The organism is Streptomyces sp. NPDC020362 (assembly GCF_040642095.1).
In the GTDB taxonomy this organism is placed as follows: domain Bacteria; phylum Actinomycetota; class Actinomycetes; order Streptomycetales; family Streptomycetaceae; genus Streptomyces.
This window is the reverse complement of the sequence record NZ_JBFAET010000151.1, coordinates 1-22,159: the sequence shown is the minus strand read 5'-3', so window position 1 is coordinate 22,159 and position 22,159 is coordinate 1. Positions and strand designations below refer to the sequence as shown.

Here is a 22,159-nt window from a genome sequence, read left to right as displayed (position 1 = left end):
GGTTCCCACGTCCCGGCCCGGTGTCGGGACCGCGTCTATCGAGAAGGAGAGGACGAGGCCGGTGTCGGCGGCGTGCGCCGAGGTGAGCGCGACGCCGTGGGGCAGTCCGGTGACGGGCACGGTCCGGGGTGCCAGTTCGTCCCGCAGTCCGGAGGCGGCCGGCAGGGAGGCGAGGTCGTCGACCGCCGTGCTGCGGCCGAGGATGTCCAGCGTGGTGGGCGTGACGGTGAGCGTGTGCGAGGTCGTGGACACCTTCGCCCGGACGGTGACCGGCAGCCCGAGTCGCCCGACGCTGCCGTGCAGCATCAGGTCACCGCCGTCCGCGTCTGCTGTCAGGCCGTCACCGAGTGCGTCCAGACGCCGGGTCACCTGGTCGTATCCGACGGTGGCGGTCGCGGTGCCGCCGGCGCTGTCGCCGTCCGTCGTGACGTCCTTCAGGCTGACGGACACATCCACCGTGGTGTCCTGATGGCGCACCCCCTGGGCGCTGACGTCCACGTCGCCGACCTCGCCGCCGAGGGTGCGCAGCCCCGCGAGCGGGGTGGTGAGGTCGACGTGCACCGGCCCTCGTGGATTCAGGCGGTGTGACGCCCGGGCGGCGACCCGCCCCTCAGTCCTGTGCTCGACGAGGAGGTCGGTCGCGCAGACCAGGCCGGCCAGTGCGGCGGTCACCGCGGCCAGGATGCGGATCATGGTCCGACGGTTCGTTGTCACGTGGTCACTCACTCCGGATCGGTCGGGGTGGGGCGGTTTGTCAGGGGTCAGGCGTGCAGGTGCGGGAGGACTCGCTCGAGCCTGCGGGGTATCCACCAGTTCGCCCTGCCCAGGAGGAACATGGCGGAGGGCACGAGGATCAGGCGGACCACCGTGGCGTCGACGATCACGCTGATCGCCAGGCCCAGGGCGAGCATCTTCACGACCACGGTGGGCGAGGCGGTGAAGGAGAGGAACACCGCGGTCATGATGAAGGCCGCGGCGGAGATGACGCGGGCGGTCGCCGAGAGTCCCTCTCCGACGGCGAGCCGGTTGTCACCGGTGCGGTACCAGGCTTCGGCGATCCGGGACAGCAGGAAGATCTCGTAGTCCATGGACAGTCCGAAGACGATCGCGAACATCATCATCGGGACGTACGACTCGATGGGCACGGGCTCCGACAGCCCGAGCAGTGAGTCGCCCCAGCCCCACTGGAAGACAGCGACGAGCACGCCGTAGGACGCGGCCGTGGTGAACAGGTTGAGGACGACGGCCTTGAGCGGGATCACCACGCTGCGGAAGACGGTCATGAGCAGCAGGAAGGCGAGGACCAGGACGATGCCGATGACGATCGGCAGCCGCTCGCCGACCGTGGCACGGAAGTCGGCCTGTCCGGCCACACTGCCGGTGAGGTAGGCCTCGGCGCCCGTTCCCTCGAGGGCTTTCGGCAGCGTCTGCCCGGACAGGGTGTCGAGCAGGGCACCGGTGGCGGCGTCCTGCGGGCCCGTGGCCGGGGTGATGGTGGTGACGAGGATCCGGCCGTCGGAGCTCGGCCTGACGGGGGTGAAGGAGGCGATGCCGTGGGTGTTCTTCAGCGCCGAGGTGACCTCGTCGGAGATCCGCTCGGCGGGCGTGTGCGCCCTGCTCACGTCGACCACGGTGACGACCGGGCCGTTCGCCCCCGTTCCGAAGCCCTGGCCGTCGGCGTGCGCGATCCAGTCGTACGCGGTACGGGTGCTGCTGCCAGGCCGGTCGGCACCGGCGTCGACGTGGCCGAGGCGCATGGACAGCAGCGGTACGGAGCACACGGCGAGGACGGCGGCACCGAGGGCCAGGAACGTCCAGGGGCGCCGGGCGACGAGTCCGGCGTAGCGGTGCCAGCCGTCCCGCTCCCCCGTGCTCTCGGCGACGGGCCGGCGCACGCGGATCCGGTCGATGCGCCGGCCGACCAGGCCCAGGGCTGCCGGAACCAGGGTGAGGGCGGCAGCCGCGGTGACGACGACGGCGAGGGTGGCCGCGAGGCCGATCTTGCCGATGAAGCTCAGTCCGCAGGCGTAGAGGCTGAGCATGGCGACGGCGACCGTGAGGGCGGCGATGAGGACGGCGCGTCCGCTGGTGCGGGCCGTGCGGGCCGCGGCCTCGATCGGATCGCGCCCGTCGATGAGGTCCTGCCGGAATCGTGTGGTCAGGAACAGGGCGTAGTCGATGCCCACGCCCAGGCCGATCATGCCGGCCAGGGTCGTGGCGGAGGTCGCGAAGGAGAGGGTGGCGGCGACGATGCCCACGATGCCGAGGCCGACTCCGACGCTGATCAGCGCGGTGACCAGGGGCAGCAGCGCGGCGAGGACGCTGCCGAAGGCCAGCAGCAGGATGAGGAGGGCGGTGACGACGCCCACGCTCTCGCTCAGCTTGTCGTTGGCGGGTTGCCGGACCACCTGTTCGAGGTCGCCGCCGTAGGCGACGCCGAGCCCCGCCGCACTGGCGGGGTGCGTGGCCGTGTCGAGCCGGTCGGTGTAGTCGTGACCGAGGTTCTTCAGCTGCTCGTCGAAGGAGACGGTGGTGTAGGCGGTGCGTCCGTCGTCGCTGGTCACAGGCGCGGATGCGGCGGTGACGTGTGGCAGGCCGCGCAGGTCGGCCAGGGTGCGGTCGAGTGCGGACCGCCGGTCGGCCACGGTGCCGGAGTCGGTGTGGAAGACGACCTTGCCGTTGGGGCGCCCGGCCTGGGGCATGGAGGCATCGAGCAGGTCGGAGCCGGTGTGTGAGGCGGTACCGGGCAGGCTGACCTGGTCGCTGAAGGTGGGCGCGGCGAGGTGCCGCCCGGCCAGGGCGGCCACGAGGATCAGCAGCCAGGCGGCGACGACCGCCGCCGGATGCCGGGCACAGAAGCCGCCGAGGCGGCCGAGTCCGCCGTGCACCGGGGGATCCGTCTGCGGATGGGTGTCGCTGTGCGCTTCGGCCGGCGCTGGGGGCTGCTGGGTGGATCGGGGCACCGTGGTCTCCCAGAGAAAAGTGTCACGAGTGACACGAACTCTAGAGAGAAAGTGGCACGGATGCCAATTGGCATCTCTGACAGATTCGCGGCTGCGACACTCCGCGTGACACGTGTGTCAATTGACAGTCACGACACCATGGCGGAGGCTTCGCCCCATGCCGAGTGAGATCACCCCCGCTGGACTGCGCGAACGCAAGAAGGAGGAGACGCGGCGCCTGCTGCTGGAAGGGGCCGCGCGCCTGTTCAAGGAGCGGGGCTTCGAAGCCACCACCGTCGCCGACATCGCCGCATACGCGAACGTCTCCGTGCGCACGTTCTTCCGGTACTTCGAGAGCAAGGAGGCGCTGCTGCTGCCGGACGGCGTCGAGATCTTCGCCTACGTCGAGAAGGCCCTCTCCGAGCGTCCGGCGGACGAGGAACCCCTTGACGCGGTGTGCAACGCGCTGCTGGCTGCGGCCAAGCCGTTCTCGGCCTCCACCCTGACCGCCCTCAGCCATCCGGTCGGGGACCTGGAGAACGTCATCACGTCCCGCCTCGTGCAGGCCTTCTCCGACTTCGAGGAACGGCTCACCGCCCTGGTCCAGCGCAGGCTGCCCCCGGACACGCCCGACGCCGACCTCAAGGCGGCCGTGATCGCGTGCGCCGCCCTGTCCGCGGTACGCGCGGTCCTGCGGACGCGCCGGGCCCGCCGCGCGTCCGGCATCACGGACACCGGCCCGGCACCCTTGCAGCGGGCCCTCGGGATCCTGCGCGAGATCGGCTCTCCCGAACGGCCGTGACGGCGGCCGGAACGGGATTCCCCGACCGGGTTTGGCAGGCTGTCCTCCATGAGTACTGCTGGTGACGAGCGCACAACGACGCCGAAGGTCCTGGTCGTGGACGACGAGCCCGAGGTGCGCCACGCCGTCGAGGACGGGCTGGCCGTCGAGGGCTACGAGGTGCGCGGGGCGGACGACGGCCTTGCGGCACTGGCGGCCGTCACCGACTGGGAACCGGACGCCATGGTCGTCGACGTGATGATGCCCGGCCTCGACGGGCTCGCGCTGTGCCGCAGGCTCCGGGCTCTCGGCGATCGCACTCCCGTCCTCGTGCTCACCGCTCTGGACTCGGTGAGCGAACGCGTCGACGGACTGGACGCGGGCGCAGACGACTACCTCGTCAAACCCTTCGCGCTGGACGAACTGCTGGCGCGCATCCGGGCGTTGCTGCGCCGCGCCGCGCCCATCGGGCCGCAGGAGCACACCGCACTCGCCTTCGGCGGCCTCGTCGTGGACCCCGCCACCCGGACCGGCCGGCGCGGACAGCGCGCCATCGAGTTCAGCCGTACCGAGTTCTCGCTGCTGGAGCTGCTGCTGCGGCACCCCGGGCAGGTCCTGCCGAGGGAAGTGATCCAGGAACGGGTCTGGGGCAGCGACTTCGGCCCCGACTCCAACTCCCTGGCCGTCTACGTCGGCTATCTGCGCCGCAAGCTGGAAGCCGGGGGTGAGCCACGGCTCGTGCACACGGTGCACGGCGTCGGCTATCGGCTGGACCTGCCGTGAGGGGCGTACGAAGGCACCCGAGGCGGTCGGCAGGGCGGCCGCAGGGGCGATGGCCGCGGCGCCCGCTGCGTACCCGGCTGACCCTGGCCGCCTCGTCCGCCGTGGCGGTCGTGGTGGTCGGCGTGTGTGCGGCCGCGTTCCTGGTGATCCGTCACCAGCTGCTCCACCAGCTGGATCTGCACCTGACCCAGTCCGCCCGGCTGGCCGCCCGGCAGTACCGGCAGGAACCTCCGGGTGTCCTGCAGGGCGAGTGCCGGTACCTCGCCGCCCCGGCCTGCGCCCAGCTCATCCCCGCCCGGGCTGCCGACGACCCCGCCAAGCCCTACCTGCTGCCGGTCACCGATGCCGGCCGCCAGGTCGCCGCGGGCACCCGCGGCACGTACTACAGCGAAGTCCTCCTCGGCACCCACCGCGCCCGGATGCTCACCACTCCGCTGGACCACGGCCGCGCCCTCCAGGTCGCCGTGCGCGCCGACACCGTCGACCAAGGGGTACGGCAGGCCGCCGGTCTGCTCACCGGCGTGGGAGCGGCCGGGGTGGCGCTGGCCGCGGCCCTGGGCTTCTGGGTGTCCCGCACCGGCCTCGCACCCGTCGGCCGTCTCACCGCCACGGCCGAACGCATCGCCACCACCCGCGACGCCCGTCACCGCATCGAGCTGCCGCCCCACCGCCCGGGCCGTGAGGACGAGATCACCCGGCTCGCGGCCTCCTTCAACACCATGCTCGACGAGCTGGAGAAGTCCGTCACCGCACAGCGCCGACTGGTCGCGGACGCCTCGCACGAACTGCGCACCCCGCTCACCGCGCTGCGCACCAACGCCGAACTGCTCACCCGCTCCGACCGCCTGACCGACGTTCAGCGCGCACGGGCGACCGGGGCGCTCGGACGCCAGTTGCGGGAGGTCACCCTCCTGGTCAACGACCTGATCGAGCTGGCCCGCGAGGAGGAACCCGACCCGCTCGTCGAGGACGTACGCCTGGCGGCCGTGGTGACCCACGCCGTCGACGCCGCCCGCGACCACTGGCCGGCGGTCGCCTTCGACCTCGCCGTGAGTCCGCACGCGCGCACCAGCACGGTCGCGGGCGTACCGGCCCGGCTCTCCCGCCTGCTGTCGAGCCTGCTCGACAACGCGGCGAAGTTCAGCCCGCCCGGCCGGCCCGTCGAGGTGACGCTCACCCATGACGACGGCTGCCTCGACCTGGCCGTCCGCGACCACGGGACGGGCATCGCCGACGAGGACCTGCCCTACGTCTTCGACCGCTTCTACCGCGCCCGTTCGGCACGCGCCCTGCCCGGCTCCGGCCTCGGCCTGGCCATGGCCCGCCAGATCGCCCGCGCCCACCACGCCGACCTGAGCGCCGAGCACGCCCCCGGCGGCGGCGCGCTCCTGCGGCTCCGCATTCCGTCCCACGGCCCGGGCTCCTCCTGACGGACGGCCCCGTCGCCCTCCCGCCTCTCACAAAGTTCTTATCCGGCGCCACGACAGTGACCGGCCATGGGAACACGGAAGATCAGGAAGACCAGGACGAAGGTCATCGCGCTCAGCGGCGCCCTCGCCGTGATCGGCGGCGTGATCGGCACCGCCGCGGCATTCGGGACGGGCTCCCCGGACCAGCCTCGCATCGAAGCGAGCAAGGACCGGCTGACCGTACCCGTGACCGGCGGACGTGCGGTGGTGGACCTCGCGTCACTGGCCGTGCGGGCCCGGACGGAGGACGGCCGGACCTGGCAGCTCTCCGCCCCCGCAGCCGGCAGCCTCGGCCCGGCCGGAAGGGTCTCGGTGCACGGGGCGAAGGCCACATGGGGGTACGCGGAGAAGGGGCTCACGGTCAGTGCGTCCGCAAGCGGCGGCCGGCTGGTGGTGTCCGTGCACTCCGACCGGCAGGCCACGCTGAACTGGCCGGTGACCGCGACCGACCCCGCCACGAAGGAGTTGCAGATACCGCGTGGCGAAGGCCTGTCCGTACCGGTCGCCGACCGCTGGTGGAACTCGGCCTCCGCAGGGCTGGCGGGCACGGAGGCGGGGATGTCCGACGGCCTGACCATGCCGTTCTGGGGCACGAGCATGTCGACGCGGCACGGCGCGAGTTACCTCGTCCCGTCCGACATCGGGACCACGCTGAAGTTCGTCTCCGCCCGCGGCCGGCTGCACACCGAGACCGAGCACCGCTTCTCGCCTCAGGAGTCCACGACCGACTACACGGTGGCCTTCGCACTCACCGACGGGTCGCCGGTGGCCGCGGCACGCGACTACCGCGCCTGGCTGCAGGATCACGGTGGCATCACCACCCTGCGCGAGAAGATCGCCCGGAATCCCGAAGTCGGCAAGCTGGTGGGCGCCTTCCACGCCTACACGTGGGGTCAGGCCCGTACTCCCGAGGGCATACGCCGGCTGCGGCAGCTCGGCATCGACCGCATGTGGATCGGTTACGACGCGGACGGCTCCCCCATGGACCGCGCGGCGACGAGCCTGGCCGAGCGGTCCGGCTACCTCGTCGGACCGTACGACTCCTGGGCGAACGCACAGGATCCCGCGTCGGCGGACACCTCGGTGTCGAAGTGGCCGGCCCCCGTGTGGCAGGACGCGTGCGTGCACGGGGCCGACGGCAAGATCGTCACCGGTTTCGGCGGGCGCGGCTGCTACGTCAGCTCCGAAGCGCTCCGGCGGGCCGAGCCCTCCCGGCACCACCTGGCCGACCGCACCCGGGAGATGACCGCGAACGGCGCCACCAGCTACTTCCTCGACGTCGACGCCGCCGGCGAGCTGTTCACCGACCACTCTCCCGCGCACCCGATGACCCAGGCGCAGGACCGCCGAAACCGGCTGGCCCGCATGGCGTGGCTGTCCGGCGACCGCAAGCTGGTTCTCGGTTCGGAGGCGGCCGGCTCCTGGGCGAACGGCGTGCTGTCCTTCAGCCACGGATCCGGAACACCCGTCGACGACCGGCTGTGGAAGCTGGAACGGGACCGGACGGCCTGGGGCGGCTATGCGCCCTACGGCGCACCCGCCATCTTCTTCAAGCCGGTCCGCCTCCCCGCCGACGTCGCCAAGGCGATGTACGACCCCCGGTACCGGGTGCCGCTCTACCAGACGGTGCTGCACGACTCGGTCATCAGCACCGAGCGCTGGGAGCTGTCGTGGTCCAAGCTGCCCGACCAGAGCCGCAGCCGCGCGCTGCTGGCGATGCTGTACAACGTGCCGCTCAACCTGGTGCTCGACCAGCCCGAACTGGACCGGCACGGCTCGCAGATCGCCGAGCTCCAGCAGTACTTCGAGCCGTTGCACAGGGCAGCGGCGACGCGGCCTATGACCGATTTCCGTCGGCTGACTCCCGACCACCTCGTGCAGCGCACGACGTTCGGCGACGGGGCACTGACCGTGACCGCCAACTTCTCCACGACGGCCTACAAGGGCCTGCCCGCCGGGTGCGTCGACGCGGTGGTCAAGGGCGGCAAGGTCCGTCGTCTGTGCCCCAAGGGGCTGTGAGAGGCAGACGGCGGCCGGAGTCTTCGTACGGTCCCACGCGCGGCCTGCGGCCGGGGCCGTCACACGGTCCCGAGCGCCGCCGGCCGCGGCACGCCGGTCGGCGGGACTTCCCCGCCGTGTCGTGTCAGCTCGTGGTGTCCCGTCGGCCCACAGCGATGGCGAGCACCGCCTGGTCGTCGTCCTCCGGGGCCGCCGACCAGCGTGCCACGTCCGCGCGTAGGAAGGACACCACGGCCTCGGGCTCGGGCCGGCCGTCGTCGCCGAACCGGTCCTCCAGGCGGTCGGCGATGGGGTAGAAGGCGCCGCTCGCATCGCGGGCCTCGCTGAGCCCGTCCGTGTGCACGACGAGTACCTCGCCGGGAGACAGCGGATGGGCGGTGACCCGAATGCTCTCCGCGGACAGTGCTCCGAGCCCGAGGGGCAGCGCCGGTGCGGTGGCCAGCTGCCGGACGCCCCCCCCGGGCCGATGACGAGCGGAGGCGGATGCCCGCGATCCACGATCTGCACCACATCGGCCGAGTCGGGGATCTCCACGACCAGAGCCGTCACGAAGAGCTCCGGGTCCTCCGCGTACCCGGACGGACTGTTGCGGGCGATGCTCAGCTCCAGCCGTTGCGTCAGGCTCCCCAGGCTCGGCCACTCGTGCGCGGACACCCTGAAGCTGCCCAGGACCGCGGCCACCGTCTGCACCGCGTCCAGGCCCTTGCCTCGTACGTCCCCGATGATCGCCCGTACGCCGAACGGGGTCTCGCACACGTCGTAGAGGTCTCCGCCGACCAGTGTTCCTCCCTCGCCCGCCGCGTAGTAGCCGACGGCCCGAAGCCGCCCGAGCCTGTCCGGGACCGGTCGCAACAGGGCACGCTGCATGGCCTCGGCCGCCGAATGGGCGCGCGTCAGGTGCTGCTCCGCCCGCTCCCGCTGCCAGGACTGGACCGTACTGGCAATCCCGATGAGCAGCGTCGAGACGTACAGCGCGATGTGATGCTGCTCCGCGAAGTGCCCGGGACGCCGTGCTGCCATCCACAGCTGCAGCCCCAGGCAGACCACCGCCGCCAGGGCCGTGCCTCGGGGCCCGCGGGTCGCCGCGGTGATCGGCGGCACGGCGATGAGCAGGAAGCTCACGGGCTCCTTGCCGTGGATGACCAGATCCGCCACGACGTCGGCCACGACGGCGGCCAACGGCAGCCACCAGAGCCATGCCTGCCCGAGGGGCGCACGCCACAACTCGGCAGGCTCCGGCTGATCCGTACTCTCTCCGCCCGCATGAGGGTGATGTGGAGGCATATCCGCACCATAAGATCCCGCGCCTCCCCTCATCCGGAACGCGGCAGGCCGTGTCACGGGCGGGGAACCCTCCCGGTCGGGCAGGCACGACGCACGCAGATGCTCGCGGTCCCGCCGACGAACGGGACCGCGAGCTCACGGACGGTGTGCCCACGAGGGGGCACGGGGAACGGCGGGTCTCAGGCCGACGGCAGGGTCCACTTCTGCGCCGCGGTCTGGTTGCAGGTGTAGATCTGCAGCCGGGTGCCTTCCGTGCCGGACGAACCGGGATCGTCCAGGCAGAGACCGGAATGAGGGTTCGTCAAGGAGCCGCCGGCGGCCGTCGTCCACTGCTGGGCTCCGGTGCCGTTGCAGGTGTACAGCTGGACGAGCGTGCCGTTGGTCGTCCCGCTGTTCGTCACGTCGAGGCACTTGCCCAGCATGCGCAGGGTGCCGTCGGCCGCGACCGTCCAGTCCTGGGCGTAGGTGCCGTTGCAGGTCCACAGACGGATCGCGGTGTGGTCGTCGGTGCCGGAGTCGGCGTCGTCGATGCACAGCGCCGAGTTCACCCCGGACTTGACCGGACCCACCCGTGGTTTCGGCGGGGCGGTGGTGTCACCGGGGTAGGAGGGCGGGGCCGCCGACGCGCCCGTGGCCCAGCCGGTGTTCGGGCTGGTGCCGAGCGTGTAGCCGAGCGTTCCTCCGGAGGTGATCGCGCTCGTCGGTGCGTAGGCGTTGTTCCACGGGGACCCGTTGAACGTCGCGGACTGCACGTAGGGTGCGTCGTCCGCCGCGCCGTCGCCGTTGATCGTCAGGGTCTTGCCTGAGGGCAGGGTGATGACGGCCTGGGTGAACAGGGGCGAGCCGAGGGCGAGGTCCGACGTGCCCGGTGTCATGGGGTACATGCCCAGCGCGGACCAGACGTACCAGGCGCTCATCGCCCCGAGGTCGTCGTTGCCGTCGGCGAGGCCGTCCGGGGCGTCGGACCAGATCTGGTCCTGGATCGAGCGCACGGTTCCCTGTGTCTTGTAGGGCTCACCGATGTAGTCGTACTCCCAGGGCAGTTCGATGCTGGGTTCGTTGCCGACCCACGCGTAGCCGTGGTCGCCGGTGTAGCTGCGAAGCACGGTGTCGAGGTAGTCGCTCATCACCTTGTTGCCGCCCTTGGCGGCGGCGAGCCCGGCCACGTTGAAGGGAACCATGCCGGAGTAGATCCACGAGTCGGCCTCCACCATGTCCGTGCCGCTGGTGGGGCCGAAACCGCCGGTCCAGGAACCGTCGGCGTTGCGCGGCTGGACGAACCCGGAGGCCGGGTTCAGCACATTGCGCCAGTCCTGCGCACGATGGGCGTACGTCTGCCGGCTCTGGGTGTCGCCGAGGGCACCGGCGAAGGCGGAGAGGGCGAAGTCCGCCGTGCCGTACTCCAGGGTCGTGGCCACCGGACCGTAGAAGTTGCAGCAGCCGTACGTGCCGTTGTGGGGTTCGTAGCCCGGGTTGTCGAGGTAGTTCAGTCCCGGCCGGTCGTTGTTCGGTGTGCTCGCCTGTTTCAGCAGGCCGGCCAGCGCCTTTCCGGTGTCGAAGTTCCGCGCGCCGAAGGCGTGGTAATCGGCGATGATCGCTGCCGCCGGGTCGCCGACCATGACGTAGGACTCGCCGTTGTACTCCGACCACTTGGGGAAGAGCCCGGTCTGGGCGTAGTCGTCGGTCATCGACTGGGCGGTGTCGGAGGCGACCTGAGGACTCACCAGCGCCTCGAGCTGGGCCTGGGAACGGTAGATGTCCCAGCCGGAGTAGTTCGCGTAGGCGGCCTTGTGTCCGGCGTCGACGGTGTGCGTCCTGCCGTCGAACCCGTAGTACTGGCCGTTGGTGTCGCTGATGACGTTCGGGTGCAGCAGCGAGTGGTACAGCGCCGTGTAGAAGATCTTCTGCTGGTCCGCCGTGCCACCGCCGATCCGTACCTTGCCCAGCGCATCGTCCCAGGCCGCGTGGGCCGCGGCGCGGACGTCGTCGAAGTTCCATCCGGTGTTCTCGGCGCTGCGGTTGGCGACCGCGTTCGCGACGGAGACGTAGGAGATTCCGACCTTGGCCTGGACGAGCGGGTTCGTGGTCGTGTCGAACGTGACGTGCCCGTTCGACGCCGCGGCGGCCGCGGTCGCGCCGTGGGGCACGGCCGTGTCGCCGCGCGGCTTGGGCATGGAGCCGTGCAGGCGCGGCTTGTTCGGCTTGTCCGGCTCGTTCTTGCCTGCGCGGCGGGACGGCGGCGCGGACGGTTTCGTCCGCGGGGCGAGCGTGCTGCCGCTCGTGGTGAACGGCCGGTCGAAGACCATGTCGAAATAGACGGTGTAGGTGTTCCCGGCGCCGCAGAATCTCCCGCTGGTGACCCGGCCGCTGACCTCGGTGCCCGAGACGACGTTGAACTGCGTCGAGCTGCCGCCGTTCTGACTGCCGGCCAGTTTGAGGATCAGGTTGGCCTGGGAGGTCGCGGGGAAGGTGAAGCGGGCCATGCCGCTGCGCGGGGTGGTGGTGAGTTCGGTGGTCACCTTGTTGTCGAGGGCAACCTTGTAGGAGCCGGCCGAGGCGGACTCCTTGGCGTGCGAGAAGGAGTCCGTCGCCGCGTTGTCGACGGCGCCCACCGTGGGCAGCACCGGGACGTCACCCGCGGCGCCGCAGCCCGGTCCCGCGATGTGGGTGAGGCTGAAGCCCGTGATCGAGGAGTCCTTGTACTCGTACCCGCCGCCGGGCGGCCGCGACGAGGTGTCGGGGCTCCACTGCACCATGCCGAAGGGAACGTCCGCGCCGGGAAAGTCGTTGGCGTCGTTGGACGTACCGATGAAGGGGTTCACCAGGTCCGCCGGTGACGACACGAGGTGAACCGCTCGCGCGGGAGCCGCCCAGGCGACCGGAGCGGGCAAGGCGTACGCGCCCAGGAGGGCGGCGCCGGCGGCAGCGCCCAGGGCCGTTCTGATCCGATGACCGCGAGGCGGTCTTCTGCGCGTACCAGGCCGGTGGCCACCGGCCGGAGTCGAGAACATCGCGATCTGCCTCCTGAGGGGGATGCGTTGGGGAGCACACCGAGCCGGACGGACGCAATGGACTGCCGACAACGTTGTCCCCCGGCATCTTGAGATCACCGTGACAACGTTGTCCAACCTTGACCGAATTTTTTCGACCGAACGAGCACCGCAGAGAACTCGGATCGCAGCCCGCCTCTCCAACTGCCGGACGCCACACCGGCTCGGAGCACTGTCGCAACGTAGCCACGGGCCGTGCCCGCGTCAATACCGCCCCATCGCACCGTGGTCACTGAGCGCGGAACCGGAACCCGGCGCCGTTCAGGCGGAGTTGGTGCGGCGGAACCCGGCCCGCAGACCGACGGCCGTTCCCCCGAGCGGCCCTGCCCGGGAACCCGTCTACTCCCGTTGGGCCGAGGCCAGCCGTACGTCATGATCAGCGCATGACCGAGATCGTACTGATGTCAGATCCCCGGATTGCCGTCATCCCCGTGGTCGACTGCGGTGAAAGGATGCTCCACGTCCGGCTGGAGGAGTCCATCGCCGTCGATCCGCGCAAGGACGACCGGTCCGGCGCGTTCGCACACCTGCGGGAAGGCGTCCTTGCCCGCCTTCTGAAGGCTCAGGAGTTCCTGCCGGACGGTGTCCGTCTGCTGTTCGTCGAGGGGTACCGGCCGCCTGCCCTCCAGCGTCTCTACTTCGAGCGGTACGCCGACGAGCTGCGGGCGGACAATCCGGGCTGGTCCGCGGAACAGGTGCGCGCGGCCACGAGCCGCTATGTGTCACCGCCCGAGATCGCTCCGCACAGTGCCGGCGCAGCAGTCGACCTCACCCTCATGTCCGCCGACGGCCAGGAACTCGACTTGGGGACGCGGGTGAACGCCACTCCGGAAGAGAGCGACGGCGCCTGCTACACGAACGCCCGCAACATCCCGCCCCAAGCCCGCGACAACCGGCGGACGCTCGGCGATGCTCTGACGGCCGCGGGACTGGTCAACTATCCGACCGAGTGGTGGCACTGGTCGTACGGCGACCGGTACTGGGCCCTTGCCACCGGCGCGGAGCACGCGATCTACGGACCGCAGGAGCAGGCTTGAGTCTCCCTCAGGGGGAGACGTGAAGGTGAGGTCATGGACGGCGCCACCCTCTACTCGATCGGTGAACTGGCCCGACGCACAGGGCTGACGGTCAAGACCATCCGGTTCTACTCCGATCGCGGCATCGTGATGCCCACCGACCGCACCCCCGCGGGCTATCGCCGCTACGGTCCCCAGGCCGTCGCCCGACTGACCCTGGTACGGACACTGCGCGAACTCGGACTCGGCCTCGACGTGATTCGCCAGGTCGTGGACAGAGAGCTGACGCTCGGTGACGTCGCCGAGCGGCACGCAGCCGCGCTGCAGGTGCAGATCGCCACCCTGCGGCTGCAGCGGGCCGTGCTGGCGGCCGTCGCCAGGCGCAGACCCACCCCTGAGGAGATGGAACGCATGCACCAGCTGGCCCGACTCTCCGGAGCCGAACGCCGACGACTGACCGACGGCTTCTTCGACACCGTCTTCGACGGGCTGGACCTCGGTGCCGGCCTCTGGGCGGCTCGACGCTCCATGACACCCGAACTGCCTGACAACCCCACGGACGAACAGATCGAGGCATGGGTGGAGCTGGCGGAACTGACACTGGATCCGGACTTCCGCGACCATGTACGGGGCACGGCGGAACAGCACGCAGCGGGACACTCCGACAGCGGATCCACGCCGCCGCGCCGAGATGTCGTCGCCGTCGTCCGTGACCTCGCCACAGCAGCCGTCGAAACGGGGATCGCACCGGAATCACCCCGGGCCGATCCCGTCGTCGGGGCGCTGAGCTCAGGCTGTGCGCGCGTCCTGGGCCGCTCCGACGACTGCGAGCCGCACCGATGGCTTCTGCCGCGCTTGGAAGCCGCGAACGACCCGCGCCGGGACCGGTACTTCCACCTCCTCGCCGTCATCAACGGGTGGCCCGCCCCGCAGTCTCTGGCACCGGCGCTCGACTGGTCCGTCAGGGCACTGCGCGCACGGACAGCACGATGACACGTAACCCTCACCACACCGGTGTGCGGCACTGCCCGGCCCGGACCAGCACGGACCGGACCGGGCAGTGCCGTGACGTGCTTCTTCCACTTCCGCGCGCCGACGGCGCGGGAAGAGAAACACCTGCTCCTGGGCTGTGGACCGGTTCGGGAGGTGCGCGACGGGCGTACCGTCGCAAGTGGCCGATCAACAGGGAGTGAGCAGGCCGGTGTTCGCGGCACCGGTCGGGAAGGTACGTCTGTGCTCAGTGCAGTCGACTCCGGCGCCACCACCATCGACGGCTCCCGCACGGGCGCCCTCGTCCGTGCGGGAGCCCGCTTCGACCACGGTCGCCTCTTCGAACTCGGCGGGGTGACCGCAGTATGAGCCGACTCACGCCCGCAGAGGCACCATGGATGGTTCTGGTCGGCCCGGCCGGCACCGGAAAGACCACCCTCGGCCGGGAGATCGCGGCAAGGGTGCACAGACCGTTCGTCGACCTGGACGCTTCCGCGGAGACGTATTACGCGCAGGTGGGATGGAGCATCGCACGACTTCGTGAGCGCATCGCCGCCGTCGGGCGGCTCGCGGCCGAGGCCGAGTGGGAACCGGCCCGGGCGCATGCCGTGGCATGCGCCGTCACCGACCACCCGGACGCCGTGATCGCGCTCGGTGCAGGCCACACCAGCTACTCCGACCACCAGCACCTGGCCACGGTCCGCAGCGCTCTGGGGCCGTGCCGAAACGTGATCCGGATCCTGCCTTCCCCCGACCGCGACATCTCACTGACCGTCCTGCGCCGGCGCTGCACGACGAGCAAGGGCCGTTCCTGGGTCATCGACGGGCACGACTTCCTCGCCGGATGGATCGACGACCCCGGCACCCGGACGGTCGCGACGCGGACTGTCCACACCCTGGGCGAGACGCCCGCCCAGACCGCGGCACGGCTGCTCCGCAGCACCTGATCAGACAGGGCGGACGCACCCGCTCGTCAGACACTGACATGTGGGTTCCCATGGGTTCTCACAAGGCCTGTCCCCTCCCCCTGTTCCCGGCATCAGTGGCGCGCTCGGTGCGAGCAGGGCCAGGTTGCGGGGCCTTCCGGGGGAAAACCCCCGGAAGGTGCACGGGCCAGCCCTCGTGTGCATACGGTGGCTGGCACGCTGTTTCGGGTCGGCAGGCCTCCCGAGAATTTGAGGCATGACGACTTCCCCCGATGCCTCTGTGGCAACCCGTACCCCGGCCGTCGGTGCGGGCACGTCCGGCCGCCGCGCCGGCAGCGACTTCGCCGGACTGTCCCAGCGCATCACCGAGGCCGGGCTGCTGAAACGACGCCCCGGCTACTACACGGTGCGGCTCGGTCTGGTGATCACGCTCTTCGCCGCGGGCTGGGGAGTCTTCTTCGCTCTCGGCGACACCTGGTGGCAACTGGCCGTCGCCGCCTTTCTGGCCGTGGTGTTCGGACAGGTCGCCCTGGTGGCGCACGACCTGGCCCACGGTCAGGTCTTCCGGCGCCGCCGCCACAGCGAGATCGGAGGACTGCTGTTCGGCAACCTCGGTGTCGGGATGAGCTACGGCTGGTGGATGAACAAGCACACCCGCCACCACGCCCATCCCAATCATGAGGAGCTCGACCCCGATGTCGCTCCGGACATCCTGGTGTGGTCCACCGAACAGGCCCGCGCCAGCAGCGGCCTGGCCCGCCTCGTCGGTGGTCACCAGGCATTCCTGTTCTTCCCCTTGCTGACCTTGGAAGGCTTCAATCTGCATGTCGCGGGTCTGCGGGCGCTGCGCTCGCCGTCGATGAAGAACCGGCTGCTGGAGGCCGCTCTGCTCCTGGTGCACATCGCGGGTCTCCTGTCCGCCCTGTTCCTGGTGCTCTCGCCGGGCAAGGCGGTGGCGTTCCTCGCCGTGAACCAGTGCCTGTTCGGCGTCTATCTGGGCTGCACCTTCGCTCCCAATCACAAGGGCATGCCCACGATGACCGGCGCACAGCAGCTCGACTTCCTGCGACGCCAGGTCCTGACGTCCCGCAACGTGCGCGGGGGCTGGTTCACCGACGTGATGCTGGGTGGGCTCAACTACCAGATCGAACACCACCTGTTCCCGAGCATGCCCACGCGCCACCTGCGCCGGGCCCAGGCGATCGTGCGGGCGTACTGCGTGGAGATCGGGGTGCCGTACCACGAGACCGGACTGATCGAGTCCTACCGCGAAGCCCTGACACACATGCATCGGGTGGGAGAGCCGATCAGGCAGCGGCGCAGGGCCTGACGAAACCGTCCAGGGCTCGGCGCGCACTCCCCCGCAGCGGCGCAGGCGCCCGCAGCGGAGTGCGCCGCCGTCCACCTCGTGGCCCCGGCGTCAGCCATGCGCCGTTCGGATGCGCGGTCAAGGGAATCTCACTGCGCCGTGAACGTCGGGCCCTCTCGCGTGTCAGGCTGCCACCGAGCGCCCCCTGCACCGGTCCGGGCCAGGTTCAGCGCAGGAGGCAGCGCCCCCGTGGCCGCCCACGAAGACCCCCTCACTGGGGCACCGGGGTTGCGGCCACCGCCTGCCAGGACCGCTACATGACGCCGGCCGAGCAGCTGATCTTTTCTGGCGTGCTGCAACGGCTCGGCCGGTGTCCGGGACCCGGCCGGCTGGTGCTGGACATCGGGTGCGGAACCGGCGCGGTCGCGGCCCGGCTCGCGGGCGCCGGGGAGTGGACGGTCCAGGCAACGGCCCCGTCGGAGGACATGCTGGCCGTCGCTCGCGCCGACCGACCGCACCGGCCGTTCGACGGATGCACCCTGCCCTGGCTCGCCGACGACAGCGTGGATGCCGCCGTGTGCTGCCTGGTGTACTGCACCGACCCGGACGACGACCGGCTGGCCGTGCTCACCTCCGAGATCCACCGCGTCCTGTGGCCCGGCGCCCCCTGCCTCATCGCCGACCTCAACCCCGCAGCGACCGGCGTCGCCTTCTCCACGCTGCGCCACGGCGAGGCGGGAGCCGTGTACACCGACGGCGAGCCGGTGCGCACGGTGCTGCGCCGGCGCGACGGCAGCACGATGACCGGTGTGACCCACCACCGCTCTCTCGACCGGTACCGGTCCTTCCTGACCGAGGCAGGGCTGCCCTCCCCGACGGTGGACCTGCCCACCCTTCCTGTGGACGACCATCCGGAGGACGCCCCGGCCGGGACCCGGACCGCCCCCTACATGATCCTGACGACACACGCCGCCGGGAGCGGGCGCCCCGGGCCAACCGGGTGAGCCCCCAGGGCGGTCGGCACCCGGGCGGTGTCCGGGTCTCCTGAGGATCGAGCCGCCCCCGCTCCCCCACCAGGCGCGATACCTGAACGGCATCATCCCTGCTCAACAGGTATTGGACGCCGCGTCGGCGCGGCGGTGGGGTAGAGGGGCGATCGACATCGGCCCCGGACCGGATCCCTGGATCGCGGATCCCGACCTGTCCGGGCAAGGCGAGGAGTGTGTCCCATGGCCGACTTCGGGCTGCCCGACCCGGTGGTTCAGACCACCGGCGCGCGTGAGGTCGCGCGCGACCTGGTGGTCGTACCCGACCGGAACGTGCAACTGGTGCCGAACATCGGGGTCATCGGCGGGAAACACTCGGTCCTGGTGGTCGACACGGGACTGGGGCCGGAGAACGCCGAGACCGTGCTGGCGTTCGCCCGCGACTTCGCCGAGGGGCGCAAGCTGTACCTGACCTCGACCCACTTCCACCCCGAGCACGCGTTCGGCGCGGACGTCTTCGCCGGCGAGGCGACGTATCTGGTGAACAGGGCGCAGGCCGAGGACCTGGCCGTCAAGGGCGCCGGGTACCTCTCGATGTTCCGCGGCCTGAGCACAACCGTCGCCCAGCGCCTGGAAGCCTCGCAGGTGCCCACGCCGGACGTCGTCTACGAGGAGTCCCACGACCTCGATCTCGGCGGCAGGGTGGTGCGTCTGCGGGCCGTCGGCCGCGCGCACAGCAAGGGCGATCAGGTGATCACCGTCCCCGATGCCGATGTGCTGTTCACCGGCGATCTGGCCGAGACCGGACAGTTCGCGATCTTCCCTTGGTTCCCGCCGCACGACACCGATGTGAGCGGCCTGCGCTGGATCGAGGTCATGGCCCGGCTGGTGGCGGCCCGGCCGCGGACCGTGGTCCCGGGCCACGGCGGGGTCGGCGGCACCGAGGTGCTTGAGGGCGTACTCGACCACCTGCGGGAACTGCGCGACGAGACCTGGGCGCGCCGCGACTCGGCGATGAGCCGCGAGACGATCGTGGAGGAGGTCCGCGCGGTACTCGTCGAGCGGCACCCCGAGTGGGCGGGCCGGGAGTGGATCGGCCCCGCCGTCGCGTGCCTGTGCGGCGAGCACGCGACGTAAGGGGATCCGGCGGGGAGCGGCAGGATCGGGAGGTTCCACCGCTCGACGGTCACTCCCCCGAAGTGGCTGCGCCGAGGGGACCGGAGTTGCCGACGGCTGTGGCGAGCATGCACGTGTCACTCACAACGATGAATCCGGTGCTGGTATATGAGCCAACCTCACGCCTGCTTCTACGCTCTTCAAGGACAGCGGCCCGGAGGGGACGTGAGGTTCCGGAAGGGTTCGTCGGACCCGCGCCGGTGTGGACCGAGTGCCACGCGGGGCGTCACTCCCGGACCGTGACGGCCCCTCATGCCAAGGCGATGCCTTCCGCTTTCGTCACACACAGTCGCCGGGAGTCGTCACTGACCGCGCGGCGGGGTGCGCCCGCAAGAGCGGGTCAACCCCCCGGTAATGCACATGAGTTGTAACTACAACCACATGGCCAGAAGTCGCCATGACTGCCTTGCGTGCCGCTTCCGGCCTCGCTGAGCATGAGGGTCGTCCGGAAATCCGTGATCGGCCGGTGTACTCGGCCGTGCGCGAGGAAGGGCCCGCACGCTTCATGCAGACTCAGTCACCCGATCCCACCACCACCGTCGCCCTCGCGGGAGCCGAGTTCGGCTGGGGCAGCACCGGCAAACTCAGCGCCCTGATCGCGACTCTCCGTGACCGGTCACCGGTTCCGCTGCGCTTCGTCGGCATCGCCTCCGGACTGAGCCGCACGCTCCTGTCGGCGCACGGCATCGACCGCTGGTACGACGCGCCCGCCGACGACAGCCAGGCGGTCGCGGACGTGGTGCGCCGCGAGGACGTGCGTGCCGGGCTGGTCGTGCTGGAGGGCCCGGCGGCCGTCGCGTTGGAGGACGCCGGCGTCCCCACGGCCTTCGTCGACAGCCTGCCGTTCCTGTGGACCAAGGGGGATCGGGACTCGCTCCCGACCGACGTGTCCGTGTACTGCGCCCAGCGGTGCGTCGATCTGCCCGACGAGTGCCGGGACGTGCTCGCCTCGATCACGAACCTGCGATGGGTGGAGGCGGTCATGGCGGTGCCGGACCAGGCGCGGCCCGCCGCTTCACCGGGCGGCCCCGTCCCCGGGATGCCCGCACGCCGCGCGCTGGTCAGCCTCGGCGGACTGCGTTCACCGACTCTCACCGACTGGACCTCCTACCCGCGCCTGGTCGTACCCGCGGCGCTCGGAGCGCTGGAGTCCGTCGGCATGGCGGAGGTCCATGTCGCGGGCAACCTCCCGGCCGGGTTCGCCGCAGACGTGGACCACTCCTCGCCGATGCACGTCACCTACGGCCCGCTCGGGCACGAGGCCTTCCTGGAGCGGCTGGCGGACACCGACGTCCTGCTCACCTCGCCGGGGCTCACCACCTTGCTGGAGGCCGGTGCGCGGGCCACACCCACCGTGTGCCTCCCGCCTCAGAACCTCAGCCAGATCTTCAACGGCCGCTTCCACAGCCGGGCGATCGGCGCGGACGTCCGAGTCCGCTGGCCCGACCGGGTCTTCGCCGAGGACGACGTCCTGCGCGACCGCACGACCGCCGAGGAAGCGGCACTCCGGCCGATCTACGCGGGCATCGCCACCGCGGCCGACGAGGACGCGGTACGGACCCGGGCCGAGGTGCGCGACGGCATCCTCGCCGCGCTGCTCCGCGCGGACGCCGGCGCCTGCTGGCCCGCTCTCGCCGACACGGTCGGCCGCAACGGCGCGGCCCAGGTCGCCGACCACGTCCTGGACCTCGTCCTGCGCACGCCGACCGCGGCCCGCGGCTGAGCGGACGACCACCCACCGGCCGCCACCGGACCACAGGAGGGTTCCGCCATGACCTTGCACCCGGCGTCCCGGCCCAGCGGGCCGCAACGACACGGCAGCACACGCCGGAGATACCTGTTCATCCGCCTGCTGGAAGCCTGCAACGCGGACTGCTTCATGTGCGAGTTCGCGCTCTCCCGGGACACGTTCCGGTTCTCCGTCGAGGACTTCGACGAGTTGCTGCCGCGGGCCGTGGAGGCCGGGGTCGGCTACATCCGCTTCACGGGCGGCGAGCCGCTGATGCACGCGGACGTGGCGGAACTGGTGCGCCGGGGCACCGACGGGGGCATGAAGATGTCGGTCATCACCAACGGCATGATGCTGCCGCGGCAGATCGAGCGGCTGGCGGATGCGGGCCTCGCCCAGGTCATCGTGAGCCTCGACGGCGGTTCGGCCGCGACCCACGACGTCTACCGGCGTTCCCCGGGCATGTTCGACAACGGCCTGCGCGGGCTGCGCGCCGCCGCCCGGCTCGGCGTGCTGCCGCGGGTGAACAGCGTGGTGGGGCCGCACAACTACACCGAGATGCCCCAGCTGCAGCAGGTCCTCACCGAAACCGGGGTGCAGCAGTGGGAACTGTCCGCCCTGAAGCTCGAACGCGCGATCCGCTATCCCGATCCCGACCACCTGCGGGCGCTGTGCGACCCGATCTACGACGCGGACCCCGAGCGGGTGCTGGTCCCCCTCGGCAAGCGGTTCTACGGGGACACCCCCGAGGAGCAGGAGCGGTACTTCTCGGACTCCGTCACACCGCGGGCGAGCGAACCGCTGTGCCACGTCGTCGACGACGTGATCTACCTCGACGGCAAGTACGACCGGGCGTACGCCTGCAGCTGCCTGCCGCACCGCGCGGGGGACGACGAACCGGGCGGTGCTCCGCTGCGTGAGGACGGTGTCATCCGGCTGGACACGCCGGCCTTCCATGCCCATGCGGACTTCTTCCGCACCGAGGGGCCGCGCGTGTGCAACGGCTGTTCGGCGACGGCGGCCGGGTACAGCGACGACGTCGCCCGGCTGGGCGGCGCACGGCCGTGGCAGTACTGACCGACCCGGCCCGCCCGGGTCCCCATCGGTCCAGGCGACAGGAGAGAGATGCCCGCCAACGGCGAAGGAGAGTTCTGGGCGCACGGGCCGGCACCGGCACGCCGGCGCCTGCTGCTGGTGGCCGCCCCCCGGCGGCTGGACTCGGTGACCGCGCGTCGCCGGGTCGCCGCCCACCTGCGCGAGATGGACCTGGTCGAGGAGACCGGGGGGACGGAGGGAAGGGAGCGGATCCGGAAGGACACGGGCCGTCCGGACGCCGCCCTGGTGTGCGACCTTCCCGCCGTGGCGCGGGAACTGACCGAGCGCGCAGTGCCGGTGGTGTATCTGCACTCCGGGTACCGGTCCCAAGGACTGCCCGCTGTCACTGCGGCCGCCGTGCGCGCGCACACCCCCGCATGGCTGCCGGGCCCCCGGCCGGCAGGTCCGGACGGTGCCCGCCCCGCGGGCCTGCTCGCGCCGTCCCGGCTGACGCGGGACAGAACCCGGATGGGCTGCCTGCTGCTCGTTTCCGGACACCGGGTGCCCGGCCACGACCTCGCCCCCTTCGCCGAAGGACTCCTGCGCACCGTGGCCGAGGAGGCGGTACGTCGCACCGGCCGGTGCGACGTGGTGTGCGACGGCG

General features: G+C 71.1%; 17 protein-coding genes and 1 pseudogene. 14 read left to right on the top strand and 4 right to left on the bottom strand.

Annotated features, from left to right (window positions below; translation table 11 throughout):
• Together AB0H32_RS35325 and AB0H32_RS35320 are read right to left on the bottom strand one after the other, a co-directional pair.
• A partial coding sequence (locus tag AB0H32_RS35325; protein ID WP_361129503.1) for an LmeA family phospholipid-binding protein occupies positions 1-693 on the bottom strand: 693 nt, incomplete at its 3' end.
• A 68-nt stretch (positions 694-761) separates the two neighbouring features.
• Positions 762-2,963, bottom strand: a complete 2,202-nt coding sequence (locus tag AB0H32_RS35320) for an MMPL family transporter (protein ID WP_361129500.1) — start codon at positions 2,961-2,963, stop codon at positions 762-764.
• Positions 2,964-3,120: 157 nt separating this feature from the next.
• Between AB0H32_RS35320 and AB0H32_RS35315 the strand changes: the two genes are divergently transcribed.
• The 4 genes from AB0H32_RS35315 to AB0H32_RS35300 all read left to right on the top strand — a co-directional run bounded on the left by AB0H32_RS35315 (position 3,121) and on the right by AB0H32_RS35300 (position 7,994).
• Positions 3,121-3,744 (top strand): TetR family transcriptional regulator, encoded by a 624-nt coding sequence (locus tag AB0H32_RS35315; protein ID WP_361129497.1) that lies wholly within the window; start codon positions 3,121-3,123, stop codon positions 3,742-3,744.
• Between the two features lie 48 nt (positions 3,745-3,792).
• Complete coding sequence (locus tag AB0H32_RS35310; protein WP_361129494.1) at positions 3,793-4,506, top strand: response regulator transcription factor; 714 nt, start codon at positions 3,793-3,795, stop codon at positions 4,504-4,506.
• A 101-nt stretch (positions 4,507-4,607) separates the two neighbouring features.
• Positions 4,608-5,936 carry a HAMP domain-containing sensor histidine kinase gene (locus tag AB0H32_RS35305; protein WP_361129491.1) on the top strand — a complete coding sequence of 443 codons (1,329 nt, stop codon included), beginning with the start codon at positions 4,608-4,610 and terminating at the stop codon, positions 5,934-5,936.
• A gap of 66 nt (positions 5,937-6,002) precedes the next feature.
• A complete protein-coding gene (locus AB0H32_RS35300; RefSeq protein WP_361129488.1) occupies positions 6,003-7,994 on the top strand; it encodes a glycoside hydrolase in 1,992 nt (663 codons plus the stop codon).
• A gap of 124 nt (positions 7,995-8,118) precedes the next feature.
• Here the strand turns inward: AB0H32_RS35300 and AB0H32_RS35295 are convergent.
• Together AB0H32_RS35295 and AB0H32_RS35290 are read right to left on the bottom strand one after the other, a co-directional pair.
• A pseudogene (locus AB0H32_RS35295) lies at positions 8,119-8,861 on the bottom strand (PP2C family protein-serine/threonine phosphatase).
• A 596-nt stretch (positions 8,862-9,457) separates the two neighbouring features.
• Entirely contained in the window at positions 9,458-12,289 is a 2,832-nt protein-coding gene (locus tag AB0H32_RS35290) for a lectin (protein ID WP_361129486.1), read from the bottom strand.
• 422 nt (positions 12,290-12,711) lie between these two features.
• Here AB0H32_RS35290 and AB0H32_RS35285 point away from each other — a divergent pair, with 422 nt between their 5' ends.
• From AB0H32_RS35285 to blsF, 10 genes are all read left to right on the top strand, one after another.
• Complete coding sequence (locus AB0H32_RS35285; protein ID WP_361129483.1) at positions 12,712-13,365, top strand: M15 family metallopeptidase; 654 nt, start codon at positions 12,712-12,714, stop codon at positions 13,363-13,365.
• 33 nt (positions 13,366-13,398) lie between these two features.
• Positions 13,399-14,337, top strand: a complete 939-nt coding sequence (locus tag AB0H32_RS35280) for a MerR family transcriptional regulator (protein WP_361129480.1) — start codon at positions 13,399-13,401, stop codon at positions 14,335-14,337.
• Between the two features lie 240 nt (positions 14,338-14,577).
• On the top strand, positions 14,578-14,703 hold the full coding sequence (locus AB0H32_RS35275; protein ID WP_361129477.1) for a hypothetical protein: 126 nt from the start codon (positions 14,578-14,580) through the stop codon (positions 14,701-14,703).
• Positions 14,700-15,281: an AAA family ATPase gene (locus AB0H32_RS35270; RefSeq protein ID WP_361129474.1), complete on the top strand. Its 582-nt coding sequence runs from the start codon at positions 14,700-14,702 to the stop codon at positions 15,279-15,281. Before AB0H32_RS35275 ends, AB0H32_RS35270 begins: the two co-directional genes overlap by 4 nt.
• 235 nt (positions 15,282-15,516) lie before the next feature.
• Positions 15,517-16,590, top strand: a complete 1,074-nt coding sequence (locus AB0H32_RS35265; RefSeq protein WP_361129471.1) for an acyl-CoA desaturase — start codon at positions 15,517-15,519, stop codon at positions 16,588-16,590.
• Between the two features lie 296 nt (positions 16,591-16,886).
• Entirely contained in the window at positions 16,887-17,573 is a 687-nt protein-coding gene (locus tag AB0H32_RS35260) for a class I SAM-dependent methyltransferase (RefSeq protein WP_361129468.1), read from the top strand.
• Positions 17,574-17,798: 225 nt separating this feature from the next.
• A complete protein-coding gene (locus AB0H32_RS35255; protein ID WP_361129465.1) occupies positions 17,799-18,692 on the top strand; it encodes an MBL fold metallo-hydrolase in 894 nt (297 codons plus the stop codon).
• 544 nt (positions 18,693-19,236) lie between these two features.
• The gene (locus AB0H32_RS35250; protein ID WP_361129462.1) at positions 19,237-20,454 is read left to right on the top strand and encodes a hydroxymethylcytosylglucuronate/cytosylglucuronate synthase; all 1,218 of its coding nucleotides are present in this window, start codon (positions 19,237-19,239) and stop codon (positions 20,452-20,454) included.
• A 48-nt stretch (positions 20,455-20,502) separates the two neighbouring features.
• Positions 20,503-21,537: a cytosylglucuronate decarboxylase gene (gene blsE / locus AB0H32_RS35245; RefSeq protein ID WP_361129459.1), complete on the top strand. Its 1,035-nt coding sequence runs from the start codon at positions 20,503-20,505 to the stop codon at positions 21,535-21,537.
• A gap of 48 nt (positions 21,538-21,585) precedes the next feature.
• Positions 21,586-22,159 (top strand): CGA synthase-related protein (blsF, locus tag AB0H32_RS35240; protein ID WP_361129456.1); only part of this gene is annotated, 574 nt, incomplete at its 3' end.

Bases quoted from the DNA above. Each gene is read 5' to 3' on its own strand.
- AB0H32_RS35290 (WP_361129486.1), bottom strand. From the start codon at position 12,289: ATGTTCTCGACTCCGGCCGGTGGCCACCGGCCTGGTACGCGCAGAAGA.
- AB0H32_RS35300 (WP_361129488.1), top strand. From the start codon at position 6,003: ATGGGAACACGGAAGATCAGGAAGACCAGGACGAAGGTCATCGCGCTC.
- AB0H32_RS35255 (WP_361129465.1), top strand. From the start codon at position 17,799: ATGGCCGACTTCGGGCTGCCCGACCCGGTGGTTCAGACCACCGGCGCG.
- AB0H32_RS35265 (WP_361129471.1), top strand. From the start codon at position 15,517: ATGACGACTTCCCCCGATGCCTCTGTGGCAACCCGTACCCCGGCCGTC.
- AB0H32_RS35280 (WP_361129480.1), top strand. From the start codon at position 13,399: ATGGACGGCGCCACCCTCTACTCGATCGGTGAACTGGCCCGACGCACA.
- AB0H32_RS35315 (WP_361129497.1), top strand. From the start codon at position 3,121: ATGCCGAGTGAGATCACCCCCGCTGGACTGCGCGAACGCAAGAAGGAG.
- AB0H32_RS35250 (WP_361129462.1), top strand. From the start codon at position 19,237: ATGCAGACTCAGTCACCCGATCCCACCACCACCGTCGCCCTCGCGGGA.
- AB0H32_RS35270 (WP_361129474.1), top strand. From the start codon at position 14,700: ATGAGCCGACTCACGCCCGCAGAGGCACCATGGATGGTTCTGGTCGGC.
- AB0H32_RS35310 (WP_361129494.1), top strand. From the start codon at position 3,793: ATGAGTACTGCTGGTGACGAGCGCACAACGACGCCGAAGGTCCTGGTC.
- AB0H32_RS35285 (WP_361129483.1), top strand. From the start codon at position 12,712: ATGACCGAGATCGTACTGATGTCAGATCCCCGGATTGCCGTCATCCCC.
- blsE (WP_361129459.1), top strand. From the start codon at position 20,503: ATGACCTTGCACCCGGCGTCCCGGCCCAGCGGGCCGCAACGACACGGC.
- AB0H32_RS35260 (WP_361129468.1), top strand. From the start codon at position 16,887: ATGACGCCGGCCGAGCAGCTGATCTTTTCTGGCGTGCTGCAACGGCTC.